This window comes from Chitinolyticbacter meiyuanensis, from assembly GCF_008033135.1.
GTDB classification, from domain to species: domain Bacteria; phylum Pseudomonadota; class Gammaproteobacteria; order Burkholderiales; family Chitinibacteraceae; genus Chitinolyticbacter; species Chitinolyticbacter meiyuanensis.
Genome location: NZ_CP041335.1, coordinates 580,168 through 594,461 on the forward strand (window position 1 = coordinate 580,168; position 14,294 = coordinate 594,461).

Below are 14,294 nucleotides of genomic sequence, written 5' to 3' on the forward strand. Positions count from 1 at the left end.
GATTGTGGTGCCCACCCTGGCCAGCTACCATGGCCTGATCTGCCATATGGATTGCATATCGTGCCAACGTTCCAGGTCGGCCTGTTGCTCTATCCCGAATGCATGCCGGCGGGCCTCTTGGCCACCGCGGATCTGCTGCAGGCGGCCAATCGCCGCAGTGGTCGGAAGCTGTTCGCCTGGCGCTGGCTGGGCTTGCATCCAGGGCCCGTTCGCTGTGCCCACGGCGTCACTTTGCAGGCCGATGCGCCGCTGGCCGAGGCCGCGTGCGATGCGTTGCTGCTGCCGGGGCTGTGGGCGGAATCGGTCGATGCCGTCGAATCGGCGCTGGCAGGGCAGCAGGCGCTGATTGGCGGCATCCATGCACTGCCGCCGACGGTGCGGGTATGGAGCTACTGCACCGGTGTTGCCCTGGTCGCCGAGGCGGGGCGGATCGCGGGGCAGGCGGCAACGGCCACTTGGTGGATGGCGCCGTGGCTGCAGCAGCGCCATCCAGAGGTGCGCTGGCAATGGGAGCACCACTGCGTGGTCAATCCCGGCAACGCCACCGCCTCGGGCGTGCATGGCTATCTGCCCATCGTGTGCGAGCAGCTGGAGCGGCAGCTGCCGGCCGAGCTATGGCGTGACTTGGCGCGAATGATGGTGTTGCCGCGGCCGCAGCCGGCGGCGCCGGTGTTCCAGTCGCTGGCACTGATCGGCACGGCAGATCCCTGGCTGCGGCGCCTGCGCCTTGCCATCGAAGCCTGCCCGGCGGCGGAGCTCACCGCGGCACGGCTGGCAGCAGCGCTGGCGGTGTCGCCACGCACGCTGGCGCGCAAGGCCAGCGCGGCCGGGGCTGCAGCAGTGGGGGACTATGCGCGGCGGGTGAAGCTCAACCAGGTGGCCGAGCAGCTGGCACATACGGCGCTACCCCTGGCACGGATCGCCGAAGTGCTGGGCTTTGCCGACGAATCGAGCCTGCGCCGCGCCTTCCGGCAGGTGGCCGGGATGACGCCGGCCGAGTATCGCCGCACCTACCAGCGCTGAATGCCAGTCAGGGATGCATGGCAACGCCGTACCGGACGCTGCTCGTCAGCGGTATTCCCGCAGGCTGCCTACTCACGCTCTGCGCGTTCCCGTTCCGCTGCCTCGTCCAGCGTCTTCTGGCGGACATGGGCGGCGCTGCCGAGGGCGGCGGTATAGGCCGTGCGTTGTTCGTCGGTCATCTCGGCCTTGAGGATTTCCAGCTGCTGCGCTGCCTCGTAGGCACGCAAGCTGCCGCTTTCCTGAACCTGGGCGATCAACGTGGCGAAGTGCTCGGGCAGTACCGGCATGGCGGGCTTCCTGATGCGATGGAGAGCCTCACTATACGCCGCCCTCATTGCGGCGCGATCGTGTAAAAGTCGCACCGCTTCGCCCGGTTGCCGCAGCCGGTTTCAGGTTGGCCGGGTCTTGTGGAAGGTGATGGGCTGCGCCGGAATGATGGAAGGCGGCGGCGAATTGAAGATATGCGGCTTCATCTTCCCGATCACATGCATCTCGCACGGCTTGCAGTCGAACTTGAGGGTGTAGGTCTCGTTGCCCGACTTCAGCGTCATCGGCTCGGCGCGCACCTGGCCCTTCACGCCGATCACGCCTTTGGCCTGCTTGGGGCAGAGGTTGTACGAAAAGCGCAGGCAGTGCTTGGTGATCATCACGCTCACCTCACCCGGTTCCTCGTGCGCCTCGTAGGCCGCGGCGATCAGCTCGACGCCATGCTTGGTGTAGAAGTCCCGCGCTTTCTGGTTGTAGACATTGGCCAGATAGGTCAGTGCCTTGTCCGGATAGGGTGTAGGCGGCTCGACCGGCGTCTTGCGTGTGGGGCGCAACCAGGCCTTGAGGCGGGCGGCTTCCAGGCGTTCGATCGCGTCGCGGCGCAGCGCGTTGATCGTGGAATTGGGCACGAACCATGGTTGCGTCAGCGCCAGTGCCACCTCGTGCGCGGTGAACATGGTGTTGCCCAGTTTGGCGAGGGCATCGCGCAGCCCGCCCTCGGCGCGGGCCGCATCCTTGGCCGCTTCGAGCACGGTGTCGACCGTGGCGGTCGCACGGATGCCATCCTCGTCGGTCACGGTCAGCGCGAGGCCAGTGGCGGTTTCCGCCAGGCTGAGCCAGACAGCGATGCGGCGATCCGACGACTTTTGCGTCAGCGCCTTCTCCCAGGCATGGTCGCGGTTGCGGTTGATGGAGAGGCCTGTTTTCAGCCCTTCCAGCGTATTCATCGGCTCGTTCGGGAATACGCGCCACACGGTGCTGCCGCCCTCGCCGGCGCCGATCTTTTCAACGGTATTCGCCTGCAGGCCGACCACTTCGCGCTTCTTCATGTAATTGAGGCCGTCGCCGTTGGCGAGCGGCTCCAGTGCCTCGAGCTCGAACCACTTCGGGCCGATCCGGGTGACGTGGCCCAGTTCGATGCCGACGTACTTGGGCGAATCGAAGGCGCCGATGTCGCCGTCCTCGCGGCCGTTCACGAAGTAGTCGGTGTGGCCGCGGTGGAAGTTCTTGTCGACGTTGGGTGAGAAGAAGATCTCGGTGCTGCCCGAGGCGGCGCGGGCCAGCTCGGGCCGGCGGGTAAGGATCTCGTCGAGCAGCAGCCGGTAGTGGGCGGTGATGTTCTTCACGTAGCCCATGTCCTTGTAGCGGCCCTCGATCTTGAAGCTGCGCACGCCGGCATCGATCAGTGCTTCCAGGTTGCGGCTCTGGTCGTTGTCCTTCATCGACAGCAGGTGCTTCTCGAACGCCACCACGCGACCGGCGCCGTCGGTCAGCGTGTACGGCAATCTACAGGCCTGCGAGCAGTCGCCGCGATTGGCGCTGCGGCCGGTGTCGGCGTGGCTGATGTTGCACTGGCCCGAGTAGGCCACGCACAGCGCGCCATGGATGAAGAATTCGATGGTGGTATCGAGTGGCAACTGCGCGCGCACGGCGGCGATCTTGTCCAGTGTCAGCTCGCGCGCCAGCACCACCTGGGAAAAGCCGGCGTCGGCAAGAAAGCGCGCTTTTTCCGGCGTGCGGATGTCGCACTGCGTGCTGGCATGCAGCTGGATCGGCGGAATGTCGAGCTCGAGCACGCCCATGTCCTGCACGATCAGCGCATCAACGCCCGCGTCGTACAGCTGGTGGATCAGCTTGCGGGCGGGTTCGAGCTCGCTGTCGTGCAGGATGGTGTTGAGCGTGACGAAGATGCGGCTGTGATAGCGGTGGGCGAATTTCACGAGCTCCGCGATCTCGCCCACCTCGTTACAGGCGTTGTGCCGCGCGCCGAAGGTGGGGCCGCCGATGTAGACCGCATCTGCGCCATGCAGGATGGCCTCGCGGCCGATCTCGACCGTCTTGGCGGGGGACAGCAGTTCCAGTTGGTGCGGGGCGAGGCTCATGGCGCGGAGAACAGAACGGGAAAGGGGCGGAAGTATATAGGATTCAACGACTTGTCGCTCACGCTTATCGCGGTCGCTTCACCTTGAGTGCGGCATTGAAACGGTGCAGCCAATCCTCGTCCACGCGCCGGCTGCAGATCAGGTAGAGCGGTTCGCCGATCACGTCGGCCAGCATCGGCGACTGCAGCTGGCTCTCCGGATGGGTGGCGAGATAGTGCTCCAGTACGTCCGGCGGCTGGATCGTGTAGTCGCCACGGCCGGCATCGAGCATGCGCAGCAGGTTGTCGGCGTCGGTGGTCACCCGGATGGCCGGCTGGCGGTGCAGCAGGCCGTCGATGTAGCTGCCGTAGCTTGCGCCGTCGAGCAGGATCAGCTGCAGCCGGTCGCTCGGCAGCAGTGCGTGCAGTGCGCCGAGCTGGCGCACGGCCACGGTGTGCTGGCGCCGGGTGACGACCAGCCAGGGGCGCTCGTAGTGGATGGGGGCGGAAAAGCGGGCATAGCGGCGGCGCTCTGCCGTCATCAGCCAGCCCAGCGCACAGACCGGCGCCTGATTGCGCTCGACTTCGGCGAGCTGGCGCTTGGCTGGCACCGACACGAACTGGGCATCGAGCCCGGCCGCATCGAGCGCGGCGCGCACGTTGGCGTAGACCGTGCCGGTGAGCCGGCCGCCGTGCCCCAGGTGATACAGCGGTGCGCGGTCGTGGTAGAGGATGGTCAGGCGCGGCTCGGCGGCCAGCACCGCCGGCATGGCAAGCAGCAGGGCAAGGCGATGCATGGCAGTGGCCGCAAGCGGAATGCTTACAGTGTCGACCGGGTGATGCCGATATGCCAGCCGGGGTGCTGCCGTTCAGCGCCCCGCCTGCCAGGCGGCGTTGAACTGCCCCAGCCAGGATGGCGGCACGCGCTTGTTGCACATCAGGTAGACCAGCTCGCCCTCGACATCGCTCGGCGTCACCGCGCGCAACGGGCTCTGCGGATCGACGCGCGTCAGGTGATCTTCCAGTGAATCGATGGGCACGATGGTGTATTCGCCGTGGCCGGCCTCGATCATCTTCAGCACCGTGGTCGGCCCGGCCGATACCCGCTCCACCGGATAGCGCTTCAGCTGGCTGTCGATGGTGTCACCGAACGAGATGCCGCCGATCAGCGTCGCCGACAGCGTGCGCTTGGCCAGCACGGCCTTCAGCGAGCCGAGCTTGCGGATCTCCGCCTCGTGCTCCGGCCGGGTCACGATCACCCAGGCGCGATCGCGATGCAGCGGCACCGAGAATTGCGCAAACGTTGCGCGCTCGCGGGTCTTGAACCAACCCATCGCGCACAGCGGCTCGGCGTTGCCCTTCACCTGCGAGACCACGCGCGCGCCGGGCATTTCGCGGAACTGCGCCTGCAGCCCGGCGCGCAGCAGCGCATCGCGCACCTTCTCGTAGACATGGCCGGCATACACCGGCTGGCCACTGGCATCGGCCTCGATGTAGTAGAGCGGCGGGCGCTGGTTGAACAGGATGGGCATGGGCTCGGTGGCGAGCACTGGCAGGGTGGTCAACAGCAGGCTGAGCGTCGGAAGCAGTTTCATGGAAGGTCGATTGCTGGCGGGGGCTATCTGGATATAGCCGAAGTGGTTGCCCCGGGCGTGGCCACGAGCCCCAGGCGCTGCGGATGGCTGTAGACCGTCAACCGTTCGCCCCGGGCGAAGCCGATCAGCGCGATGCCGGCTTGCTCGGCAAGGGAGACCGCCAGCCGCGTCGGCGCCGAGATCGCCGCGACGATGGGCAAGCCGGCGCTGGCCGCCTTGTGCACGATCTCGGACGAAGCGCGCGAGGTCATCAGCAGCACGCCGTCGCGCGGCGCGCGCGCGGCCGCGAGCGCACCGACCAGCTTGTCGAGCGCATTGTGCCGGCCCACGTCCTCGCGCACGGTGAGCGTGTCGCCAGCCAGCCAAGCCGCTGCGTGCACGGCACCCGTGGCCTGGTTCAATGGCTGCGCCGCTGCCAGCCGTGCCATGCCAGCGAGCACCGCATCGGGCGTGGTGCGGAAATCACTGGCGATCGGTGCAATGGCTGGCAAGGCCTGCTCCAGATGCTCGATGCCGCACAGCCCGCAGCCGGTACGCCCGGCGAGCTGCCGCCGCCGCGCCTGCAGTGCCTGGAATCGCGATTCGATCAGCGTGACCCGCGCCTCGACGCCGGCCGCCACCGGCACGATCGCCACGTCGACGATCTCGTGCCAAGCCGCGATGCCCTCGGTGAGCGTGAAGCCGATGGCGAAGTCTTCCAGATCACCCGGGCTCGCCAGCATCACTGCGTGCGAGACGCCGTTGTAGACCAGCGCCACCGGCGCCTCGTCGGCCAGCGCTTCCTCGCGCGCAGCGAGCGCACCCGCCTGCCAGCACAGGGCTGAGTGATTCACCGCGCCACCAGATAGACCGGAATCGCCTTGCTCGCCGGCGTCTGCGCGTCGACAGCGTGGTGGCTCAGCGGCACCAGCGGGTTGGTCTCGGGGAAGTAGGCGGCAAGGCTGCCGGGCGGGATGTCGTAGGGCTGTAGTCGGAAGTCCGTCACACTGCGCTCGCCGTCGAACCACACCGAGACCAGGTCGACCTGCTGCCCCGCCTGCCAGCCGCGCGAGGCGAGGTCGTCCGGGTGGATGAACACCACGCGGCGTTCGCCCTTGATATCGCGGTAGCGGTCGTTCAGGTCGTAGACGGTGGTGTTGTACTGATCGTGGCTGCGCACTGTCATCAGCGTGTAGAGCGGCTGATCGGTCAGTGCGGCGAGCCGGTCCAGCAGCGGGGCGCTGAGCGGATGCACCACGAAGCGGGCCTTGCCGCTTTGCGTGCGCCAGTCGAGTTCGCGCGCGCTGTTACCCAGATAAAAGCCACCCGGCTCGCGCACGCGCTGGTTGAAGTCAGTGAAGCCCGGCACCACGGCGGCGATCAGCTCGCGGATGCGGTCGTAGTCGCGGGTCAGCGCAATGAAGTCGACGGGGCTACGCTCGGCCAGCGTCGCCGCGGCCATACGCGCGATGATCACCGGCTCGGCCAGCAGATGTTCGGACGCGGGCGGCTTCACCCCGCGCGTCAGGTGCACCATGCTCATCGAATCCTCGACCGTGATCTGCTGCGGCGTGCCGTCCTGCACGTCGATCTCGGTGCGGCCAAGGCAGGGCAGGATCAGCGCGTCCCGCCCCACGATCAGGTGCGAGCGGTTGAGCTTGGTGGAGATTTGCACGGTGAGCGCCTGGCGGCGCAGCGCGGCTTGCGTTGCCACCGTATCCGGCGTGGCGGCGGCGAAGTTGCCGCCCAGCGCGATGAACACCTTGGCGCGATCCCCCGCCATGGCGGCGATGGCCTCCACCACGCTGTGGCCGTGCGCCTGGGGCGGCGTGAAGCCGCAGGCTTCCTCCAGCCTGGCGAGAAAGGCCGCACTCGGGCGCTCGTTGATGCCCATGGTGCGATCGCCTTGCACATTGGAATGTCCGCGTACCGGACAGGCGCCGGCGCCGGGCTTGCCGATGTTGCCGCGTACCAACAGCGCGTTGCACAGCATCTGGATGGTGGCGACCGAATCGGCGTGCTGGGTGATGCCCATGCCCCAGGTGAACATGGTGGCGCCGCTGGCGGCATAGATCGCGCCGGCCTCCTGCAGCTCGCCGATGCTGAGGCCACTATGATCGGCGAGTTCATCCCAGCCAGTAGCGGCAATGTCGGCGGCGAGCGCGGCAAAGCCGTCGGTGTGGCGGGCGATGAATTCGGCGTCCTCGCAACCCGTTTCCAGCACGTGCTTGATCAGCGCCTTGGCGATGGCGAGGTCACCACCGATGCGCGGCTGGAAATAGCGGGTGGCGATGGCGGTGGCACCATTGCCCAGCATCTCGGTGGGGCTCTTTGGGTCCTGAAACGCGATCAGCCCGCGTTCGCGCAACGGATTGAACACGACGATGCGACAGCCGCGCCGAGCGGCCTCGCGCAATTCACCCAGCATGCGTGGGTGATTGGTGCCGGGGTTCTGGCCAAAGATGAAGATCGCCTCGGCGGCCTCGAAATCGGCCAACGTCACCGTGCCCTTGCCGGTGCCGATGCTGGCGCTGAGCGCCCGGCCGCTGGGCTCGTGGCACATGTTCGAGCAATCGGGCAGGTTGTTGGTGCCGTAGGCGCGCACGAACAACTGGTAAAGAAAGGCCGTTTCATTGCCGGTGCGCCCGGAGGTATAGAACAGGGCTTGATCTGGCGTGATGGCGTTGAGGTGCTGCGCAATCAGCGCGAAGGCATCGTCCCAAGCGACAGGCAGGTAGCGGTCACTCGCCGCGTCGTAGCGCATCGGCTCGGTGAGCCGGCCCTGCTGCTCCAGCGTGTAGTCATCCCAGGTGTTGAGTTCGGTCACCGTATGCGCGGCGAAGAATTCGCGGGTGACGCGATGGGCGGTGATCTCGTGCGTGATCGCCTTGGCGCCGTTCTCGCAGAACTGGATGGCGGCACCCGGCTTGTCCGGCCAAGCACAGCCGGGACAGTCGAAGCCTTCGGGCTGGTTGGCGCGGATCAAGGCTTTCAACGTGATCCGGGCATTGCCCGGTTCGATCCGCTGCAGCGTGGTCTTCAGCGCGCCCCAGCCGCCGGCGGGGGGAGTGGTCGGTTTGCTCATGTGGCATCGCTCGCGTGATCGATTGATGGTGCGATGCCGTCACCGCTTTGGCAAGCCGCTTGCCACCCGTCACCCCTGACCGGCAGCCGGTTGGGTACGCGCCACGGCGCGGATGCCGTTCGCACCGCGAAAGCGTCTGGCCGTCGTCGCTGCGTTGCGCGCATGGGCCGTCAATTGCAAGCTGCGCGCCAGAGGCCAGACCATGGCCCGGCCCGCTCGCCCACGGGATGCTTGGAGTCGAGACGCGAGTGCAGTCATCCAACTGCATGCAGTCTTGAGGAGTAAACACGCATGAACCATCCCGTGCACTGGCTGGCGCGTTCGCGCCTGGCTGTCGCGCTGGCGAGCCTGGGCCTGTCTGCCATCGCGCTGGGCGCATCGCCCGCCTGCTTCTACGAACACATCAACTACACCGGGGCGAGCTTCTGCGTCGGCGAAGGCACGGCCAACGTCGATCTGCGCAGCTGGAACGACCGCATCTCCTCTGTAAAGCTGGAGTCGGGCTATCAGGTACAGCTGTTCGAGCACATCAACCAGGCTGACCGCGCACTGGCGTTGAGCACGAGCGAGGCCAATCTGGTCAACCGCCGCTTCAACGATGCCGCCTCGTCGTACCGCGTGGTGAAGGTGGCCGGCCCGACGCCGCAGCCGACGCCACGCCCCACCGCAACGCCCACGCCGCGGCCAACCCCGACATTGGCGCCAACGCCCCGGCCTACTTCGTTGCCGACGGCCACGCCGACCCCGCGTCCAACCCCGGTGCCGACGCTTGCCCCGACACCGACTCCGCGGCCCACGCCCATCCCGACGCCAACGCCACGCCCCACCGCCGTGCCGACGCCGGTACCGGGCGGCCTCGTTGCCGCGCTGCCGAACAGCGCGCAGTTCGATCCAGCGTGCAATCCGACGGTGGTGATCGATCTGCAGGATCCGGTGGGCTTTGCCGCCTTCACCAGCAAGGCCACGCTCGATCAGTTGCGCCAGGCCATCGCCCAGTTCGCACGCAACGATTGTGCAGTGCTGTTCAAGTCGCCGACCGAGGTGGAGAACCAGCCGGCCACGCTGCGTGTGGTGATCAAGGCCATGGACGGCGTCGCCTACGCCGGTGGCAACGAGATCACGCTGTCGAGTAGCTATATCGCCGGCCATTCGGATCCGGTGAAGGAAACGCTGGGCGTGTTCGCCCACGAAGTCACCCACATCTACCAGAACAACGACCGCGATGCGGCCGAAGCGGAAGGCCGTGGCGCCATCATCGAAGGCATCGCCGACTTCGTGCGCTATCGCAACGGCTACAAGACGCTGGCCAATCGCCGCCCCGGCGGCAGCTGGAAGGATGCCTACGACACCACCGCCTTCTTCCTCGACTGGCTGGACCAGCGCTATCCCGGCTTTGTCTACCGGTTGAACCAGGCGCTGAGCTCGCGTGATCGCAAGCAGTGGACCTCCGCCTTCTTTGCTAGCGACACCGGCAAGTCGGTCGACACGCTGTGGGCGGAATACCAGCAGGCGCTGAACCCGGCCCTGCCGACCACCGGCGCGGTGTGCTTCTACGAGCACATCAACTACGCGGGCAAGGTGTTCTGCAGCAACGAAGGCGCGACCGAAGTGCTGAGCGGTGGCTGGGACAACGGCGCCTCGTCGGTGAAGGTGCAGGCCGGCTACCAGGTCGAGCTCTATGACGGCACCAGCTACACCGGCAGCCGGCTGGCGCTGACCGCCGACGAGCCCAATCTGGTCGGCCGCGGCTTCAACGACGCGATGTCCTCCTTCCGCGTCGCCAAGACCGGCAGCGGTGGCGTCACGCCAACGCCCACACCGCTGCCCGGCGGCGTGCTGACCGGCGATACTCCGGCGGCGCAAGGCCTGTTGGCCGCGCATAACACGGTGCGCGCCGGGGAGAACGCTGGCCTGCCCGCAATGCGCTGGGACAACGCGCTCGCCGCCAGTGCCCAAGGCTGGGCCGACGAGCTTGCCGCCACCAACAACTGCGATCTCAAGCACAGCGGCCACAGCTTCCAGGGCCAGTGGATGGGCGAAAACCTGTTTGGCGGCTGGGGCTCCAACCCCACGCCGGACTATCGCTGGAGCCCGGCCCAGGTGGTCGATTCCTGGGCGAGCGAGAAGCCCAACTACAGCTTCGCCACCAAGAGCTGCGCCGCCGGCAAGGTGTGCGGCCACTACACGCAGGTGGTGTGGAAGAACTCCACCCAGCTCGGTTGCGGCCGCGCCCGCTGCGGCGGCAATACCAAGGAAGTGTGGGTGTGCAACTACTTCCCCGGTGGCAACTACGTGGGACAGAACCCGTATTGATCCTGAACCTGCCGGTTCGGGGCCGTGCCCATGTGGCATGGCGCCGGCCGGGGCGACTTTCCTTCTCCTCCTGATTGCACACCGGCCTTGCGCCGGTGTTTTTTTATCAACAAGGTGCGTGGTCAGTTTCTGCTGGCAGGGCTCAGCACAGCGCCACCGACTTGATCTGCGCCCACACCGCCATGCCCGGGGCCAGCTGCAGCTGTGCTGTCGAGCGCCGGGTGATCCGTGCGACCAGCATCGTGCCGTGGCAATCGAGTTCGACCAGCATGTGGGCTGTCTGCGCCGCGGGGGCCAGCCGGGCGACGCGTGCCGGCAGGCGATTGACGATACTGGTATCCGCTTGGTCGGAGAGGGCGATGCTCACATCGCGCGCGGCGATGCGTAGCCGCAGGGATGATCCGCTACGGGCGGCATCGAGCGGCGCCCACAGCGTGATGGCGCCGACATGCAGCGCGGCGAGGCCATCCGCGGCGACCTCGCCCACCGTGGCGTCGAGTACCACTGACAGCGCATCGTCGAACGCCGGTGGCAAGTCGAAGCGCGATAGCGTGGCGGACAACGGCCCACTGGCGCGCACGCGGCCCGCCTCCAGCAAGACCAGGTGGTCGGCCAGTTGTGCCACCTCGGCGATCGCATGGCTGACCAGCACCACCGGCAGATCGAAGGTGCGTGGCAGCGCGGCGAGGTAGGGCAGGATGTCGGCCTTGCGCGCCGCATCGAGCGCGGACAGCGGCTCGTCGAGCAGCAGCAGCGCCGGCGCTGCCAGCAGCGCACGGGCAATGGCTACGCGCTGGCGCTCGCCGCCGGACAATTGCGGCGTGCGCCGCTCGAGCAAGGGCGAGAGATCAAGCGCATCGATCACGCGATGCCAATCCGCTTGGCACGCGGCGCGGGTCCAGCCGAATTCGAGATTGCCGCGCACCGACAGGTGCGGGAACAGGCTGGCTTCCTGGAACACCAGCCCCACGCTGCGCTGGTGCGTCGGCACGAACGCGTCGCCGTCCTGCCAGCGCGCGCCGTTCACGGTGAGCGAGCCATCGGCGCGCTCCAGCCCCGCCAAACAGCGCAATAGCGTGGTCTTGCCCGATCCCGATGGCCCGAACAGCGCGCTGATGCCACTGCCGGGCAAGGTGAAGGTGGCGTCGAGCGTGAATTCGGCGCGGGCGAGGCGGAAATCGGCACCGATGCTCATCGCTTGCCCCGCCACAGCTGCAGCGCCAGCAGCACGGCAAAGCTGAATACCAGCAGCCCGCCAGCCAGCCAGTGCGCCTGCGCGTATTCCAGCGCCTCCACATGGTCGTACAGCAGTACCGATACCACCCGCGTTTCGCGCGGAATGTTGCCGCCCATCATCAGCACCACGCCGAATTCGCCCACGGTATGGGCAAAGCTCATCACCAGCGCGGTGATGAAGCCAGGGCGGGCCAGCGGCAGCGCCACGTGGCGAAAGGTATCCCATGGTGCAGCGCGCAAGGTGGCCGCCGCCTCGAAATGGCGCACGTCGATGGCGGCGAACGCCTGTTGCAATGGCTGCACCGCGAAGGGCAGCGAATAGAGCACCGAGGCGATGACAAGGCCCGTGAAGGTGAACGGCAACAGCCCCAGGCCCATGGCCTGCGTCAGCGCGCCGACGGGGCCGTTGGCGCCCATCAGCACCAGCAGGTAGAAGCCCAGCACCGTGGGCGGCAGGATCAGTGGCAGCGTCACCACTGCGCCAATCACGCGGCTCGCTGCCGTGCGCGAGCGTGCCAGCCACCACGCCAGCGGCGTGGCGAGGATCAGCAGGATGACGGTGCTCACCGCCGCAAGGCGGGCGGTGAGCCAGATGGCGGACCAGGTTTCGGCGTTCATTGCTCGGCATCGTACCAAGGGAGCGGCGCGTTTGGCCCCGCACAACCGGCTGGCTTCAGCGCAAGGGGCCGAGATAGCGCGCGGTCATCCCGTCGAGCAGGAACAGGTGCTTGTTGCGCAGATCGGCGAAATCGCCCTGATTGAGCACGATGTCGATCTGGCTGTCGGTCCAGCGGGTGGGCACCTGGACCACGGCGCGGCTGCGCTCGGCCCAGACCGCCGAGTCGGCGAGCTCGATACGGCGATGGCTGAAATCGAGGTAGGGCATGGCGTGGCCGATGAACTCGCCGGCTTCGCCGTTCATGTCGACGGTGTTGGACAGCAGGAAGTAGTTGAGCCGCCCGCTGGTGCCCAGCCAGCCGCTGATCTCACCGTGGTAGTTGCGCGATACATCGCGCAGCAACTGGCCGTCGGCGTAGAAGGCGATGCGGTCATTGGCGAAATCGGCCAGGATCTCGTAACGCATCCAGCGGTTGTTGCTGTAGCCGGCGGGTGGGTCGGCGTAGAGGCCGGGCATGCCGTCGTTACTACCCTCGGCGCGGGCGGTCAGCGTGCTGCCTTCCTTGGCCACCCAGACGTTGTGGTTGATCACGTTGGAGTTGGTCCAGTAAAAGCGCATGAACTTGCCCGGCGCGGCGATGGTGGAGAGGTTCACGTAGCACGACACATAAAGCTGCGGGTAGTCACCGTTGCGCTCCCACAGGTTCCAGTTGCGCAACCGGTAGTTGGCTGGATAGGCATCGCGGATGGACTGGGTGATCTGGCGGCGCAGCCAGCGCCCGGAATGGGTGACGCCGCCACTCAGCTGCACCGTGGCGCCGGAGGCCGTGGCCTGGCTGTTGAAATCGGTCGAGGTCAGGATAGGGTAGATGCCGTCGAGCTGCGCCTGCCAGCCGGCCTTGGTGTTGCTGGCGGGTGCGCCACCCACGGCGTTGTCGAAATCACTGAATCGAGCCAGCAGGTGGCGCTGGCCGAAATAGCGATGATTGTCGGTGTTGTAATCGGCTTTGCTGCCAAACCCGCTTCCCTGAATCACATAGCGCGCACCGTGGCTGGTGGCAGGGACAACCGCTGGCGTGGGGCTGGGTGACGATGCCGCGGCCGACTGGGGGGCTGCATCGTCGCTGCCCTCACCTCCGCCACAAGCGGCAAGCAGCACGGTGAACAAGACCGGGAGGGCGCGGCGGGTCATGGCAGTCTCGATAGTCGGGGGCTTCGTTGTACGAAGCCCTGCCCGGGCTGGCAAGTACGATGGCTTTCCGGCCGGCCAGTGGCTGCTCGGCGATGATCGGCGGAGAGGAATCAGCGATAGCCGAAGCGGGTCAGCACTTGTTTGGCTGCCGCCGATTTCAAGTAGTCCAGCAACGCCTTCGCCGCCGCATTGTCCGCACCACGCTTGAGTAGCGCGGCATCCTGGCGGATCGGCTGGTGCAGTTGCTCGGGCACGATCCAGCCGGCGCCGCTGGTGATGTGGCCGTCGTCGAATACCTGCGAGAGCGCCACGAAGCCGAGATCGGCATTGCCGCTGGCGACGAACTGGTGGGTCTGCGCAATGTTCTCGCCCTGTACCAGCTTCGGGATCACGGCCTCGTAAAGCTTGAGCGCAGTCAGCGCCTCGACGGCGGCGCGGCCGTAGGGGGCGACCTTGGGATTGGCGATGGCGAGCTTGCGCCAGTTGCCGGCTTTCAGCGTGGCTTCGTCCACCGGGCCGGCTTCGGCGCGCCACAGCACCAGCCGGCCAACCGCATAGGTGAAGCGGCTGCCGGCCACGGCCTGGCCTTCGTCTTCCAGCTTTTTCGGCGTTTCGTCGTCGGCAGCCAGCAGCACGTCGAACGGCGCGCCGGCGACAATCTGCGCGTAGAACTTGCCGGTGGCGCCGGAGGACATGACCACGGTGTGGCCGCTGGCGCGCTCGAAATCGGCAGCGATGGCCTTCATCGGTCCGGCGAAATTGGCGGCGACGGCGATGCGCACTTCGGCGGCATGCAACGGCAGGGCGGTGAACAGGGCAAGCAAGGCAAGGCGCAGCATCGGCAAGCTCCAAGGACGATGCGCGGACTGTAACGGCCTTGCGCGATGCTGACCAGCCTCTGCCGAT

At 67.0% G+C, this 14,294-nt stretch carries 12 protein-coding genes; 2 read left to right on the top strand and 10 right to left on the bottom strand.

Annotated features, from left to right (window positions below):
- Positions 1-60: 60 nt before the first annotated feature.
- Complete coding sequence (locus tag FLM21_RS02705; protein ID WP_222846757.1) at positions 61-1,023, top strand: helix-turn-helix domain-containing protein; 963 nt, start codon at positions 61-63, stop codon at positions 1,021-1,023.
- Between the two features lie 68 nt (positions 1,024-1,091).
- Here FLM21_RS02705 and FLM21_RS02710 read toward each other — a convergent pair whose 3' ends face one another.
- From FLM21_RS02710 to FLM21_RS02735, 6 genes are all read right to left on the bottom strand, one after another.
- Entirely contained in the window at positions 1,092-1,310 is a 219-nt protein-coding gene (locus FLM21_RS02710) for a hypothetical protein (protein ID WP_148714088.1), read from the bottom strand.
- Positions 1,311-1,412: 102 nt separating this feature from the next.
- Positions 1,413-3,392: a peptidase U32 family protein gene (locus FLM21_RS02715; protein ID WP_148714089.1), complete on the bottom strand. Its 1,980-nt coding sequence runs from the start codon at positions 3,390-3,392 to the stop codon at positions 1,413-1,415.
- Positions 3,393-3,456: 64 nt separating this feature from the next.
- Complete coding sequence (locus FLM21_RS02720) at positions 3,457-4,167, bottom strand: substrate-binding periplasmic protein (RefSeq protein WP_148714090.1); 711 nt, start codon at positions 4,165-4,167, stop codon at positions 3,457-3,459.
- Between the two features lie 72 nt (positions 4,168-4,239).
- A complete protein-coding gene (locus FLM21_RS02725) occupies positions 4,240-4,965 on the bottom strand; it encodes a hypothetical protein (protein WP_148714091.1) in 726 nt (241 codons plus the stop codon).
- Between the two features lie 23 nt (positions 4,966-4,988).
- Positions 4,989-5,798, bottom strand: a complete 810-nt coding sequence (fdhD, locus tag FLM21_RS02730) for a formate dehydrogenase accessory sulfurtransferase FdhD (RefSeq protein WP_148714092.1) — start codon at positions 5,796-5,798, stop codon at positions 4,989-4,991.
- Positions 5,795-8,029: an FdhF/YdeP family oxidoreductase gene (locus FLM21_RS02735; protein WP_148714093.1), complete on the bottom strand. Its 2,235-nt coding sequence runs from the start codon at positions 8,027-8,029 to the stop codon at positions 5,795-5,797. The genes fdhD and FLM21_RS02735 overlap by 4 nt, the downstream gene beginning before the upstream one ends.
- A gap of 291 nt (positions 8,030-8,320) precedes the next feature.
- On the opposite strand from FLM21_RS02735, the gene FLM21_RS02740 reads away from it, so the two are divergent.
- Complete coding sequence (locus tag FLM21_RS02740) at positions 8,321-10,342, top strand: basic secretory protein-like protein (protein WP_148714094.1); 2,022 nt, start codon at positions 8,321-8,323, stop codon at positions 10,340-10,342.
- Positions 10,343-10,484: 142 nt separating this feature from the next.
- Here FLM21_RS02740 and modC read toward each other — a convergent pair whose 3' ends face one another.
- The 4 genes from modC to modA all read right to left on the bottom strand — a co-directional run bounded on the left by modC (position 10,485) and on the right by modA (position 14,227).
- Entirely contained in the window at positions 10,485-11,537 is a 1,053-nt protein-coding gene (modC, locus tag FLM21_RS02745; RefSeq protein WP_148714095.1) for a molybdenum ABC transporter ATP-binding protein, read from the bottom strand.
- Positions 11,534-12,196 (bottom strand): molybdate ABC transporter permease subunit, encoded by a 663-nt coding sequence (gene modB / locus FLM21_RS02750; RefSeq protein WP_148714096.1) that lies wholly within the window; start codon positions 12,194-12,196, stop codon positions 11,534-11,536. The genes modC and modB overlap by 4 nt, the downstream gene beginning before the upstream one ends.
- Positions 12,197-12,251: 55 nt before the next feature.
- On the bottom strand, positions 12,252-13,388 hold the full coding sequence (locus tag FLM21_RS02755) for a hypothetical protein (RefSeq protein ID WP_148714097.1): 1,137 nt from the start codon (positions 13,386-13,388) through the stop codon (positions 12,252-12,254).
- Positions 13,389-13,498: 110 nt separating this feature from the next.
- A complete protein-coding gene (modA, locus tag FLM21_RS02760; RefSeq protein ID WP_148714098.1) occupies positions 13,499-14,227 on the bottom strand; it encodes a molybdate ABC transporter substrate-binding protein in 729 nt (242 codons plus the stop codon).
- Between the last annotated feature and the right edge of the window lie 67 nt (positions 14,228-14,294).

Bases quoted from the DNA above. Each gene is read 5' to 3' on its own strand.
- FLM21_RS02715 (WP_148714089.1), bottom strand. From the start codon at position 3,392: ATGAGCCTCGCCCCGCACCAACTGGAACTGCTGTCCCCCGCCAAGACG.
- FLM21_RS02755 (WP_148714097.1), bottom strand. From the start codon at position 13,388: ATGACCCGCCGCGCCCTCCCGGTCTTGTTCACCGTGCTGCTTGCCGCT.
- FLM21_RS02710 (WP_148714088.1), bottom strand. From the start codon at position 1,310: ATGCCGGTACTGCCCGAGCACTTCGCCACGTTGATCGCCCAGGTTCAG.
- FLM21_RS02720 (WP_148714090.1), bottom strand. From the start codon at position 4,167: ATGCATCGCCTTGCCCTGCTGCTTGCCATGCCGGCGGTGCTGGCCGCC.
- modA (WP_148714098.1), bottom strand. From the start codon at position 14,227: ATGCTGCGCCTTGCCTTGCTTGCCCTGTTCACCGCCCTGCCGTTGCAT.
- modB (WP_148714096.1), bottom strand. From the start codon at position 12,196: ATGAACGCCGAAACCTGGTCCGCCATCTGGCTCACCGCCCGCCTTGCG.
- FLM21_RS02740 (WP_148714094.1), top strand. From the start codon at position 8,321: ATGAACCATCCCGTGCACTGGCTGGCGCGTTCGCGCCTGGCTGTCGCG.
- FLM21_RS02735 (WP_148714093.1), bottom strand. From the start codon at position 8,029: ATGAGCAAACCGACCACTCCCCCCGCCGGCGGCTGGGGCGCGCTGAAG.
- modC (WP_148714095.1), bottom strand. From the start codon at position 11,537: ATGAGCATCGGTGCCGATTTCCGCCTCGCCCGCGCCGAATTCACGCTC.
- FLM21_RS02725 (WP_148714091.1), bottom strand. From the start codon at position 4,965: ATGAAACTGCTTCCGACGCTCAGCCTGCTGTTGACCACCCTGCCAGTG.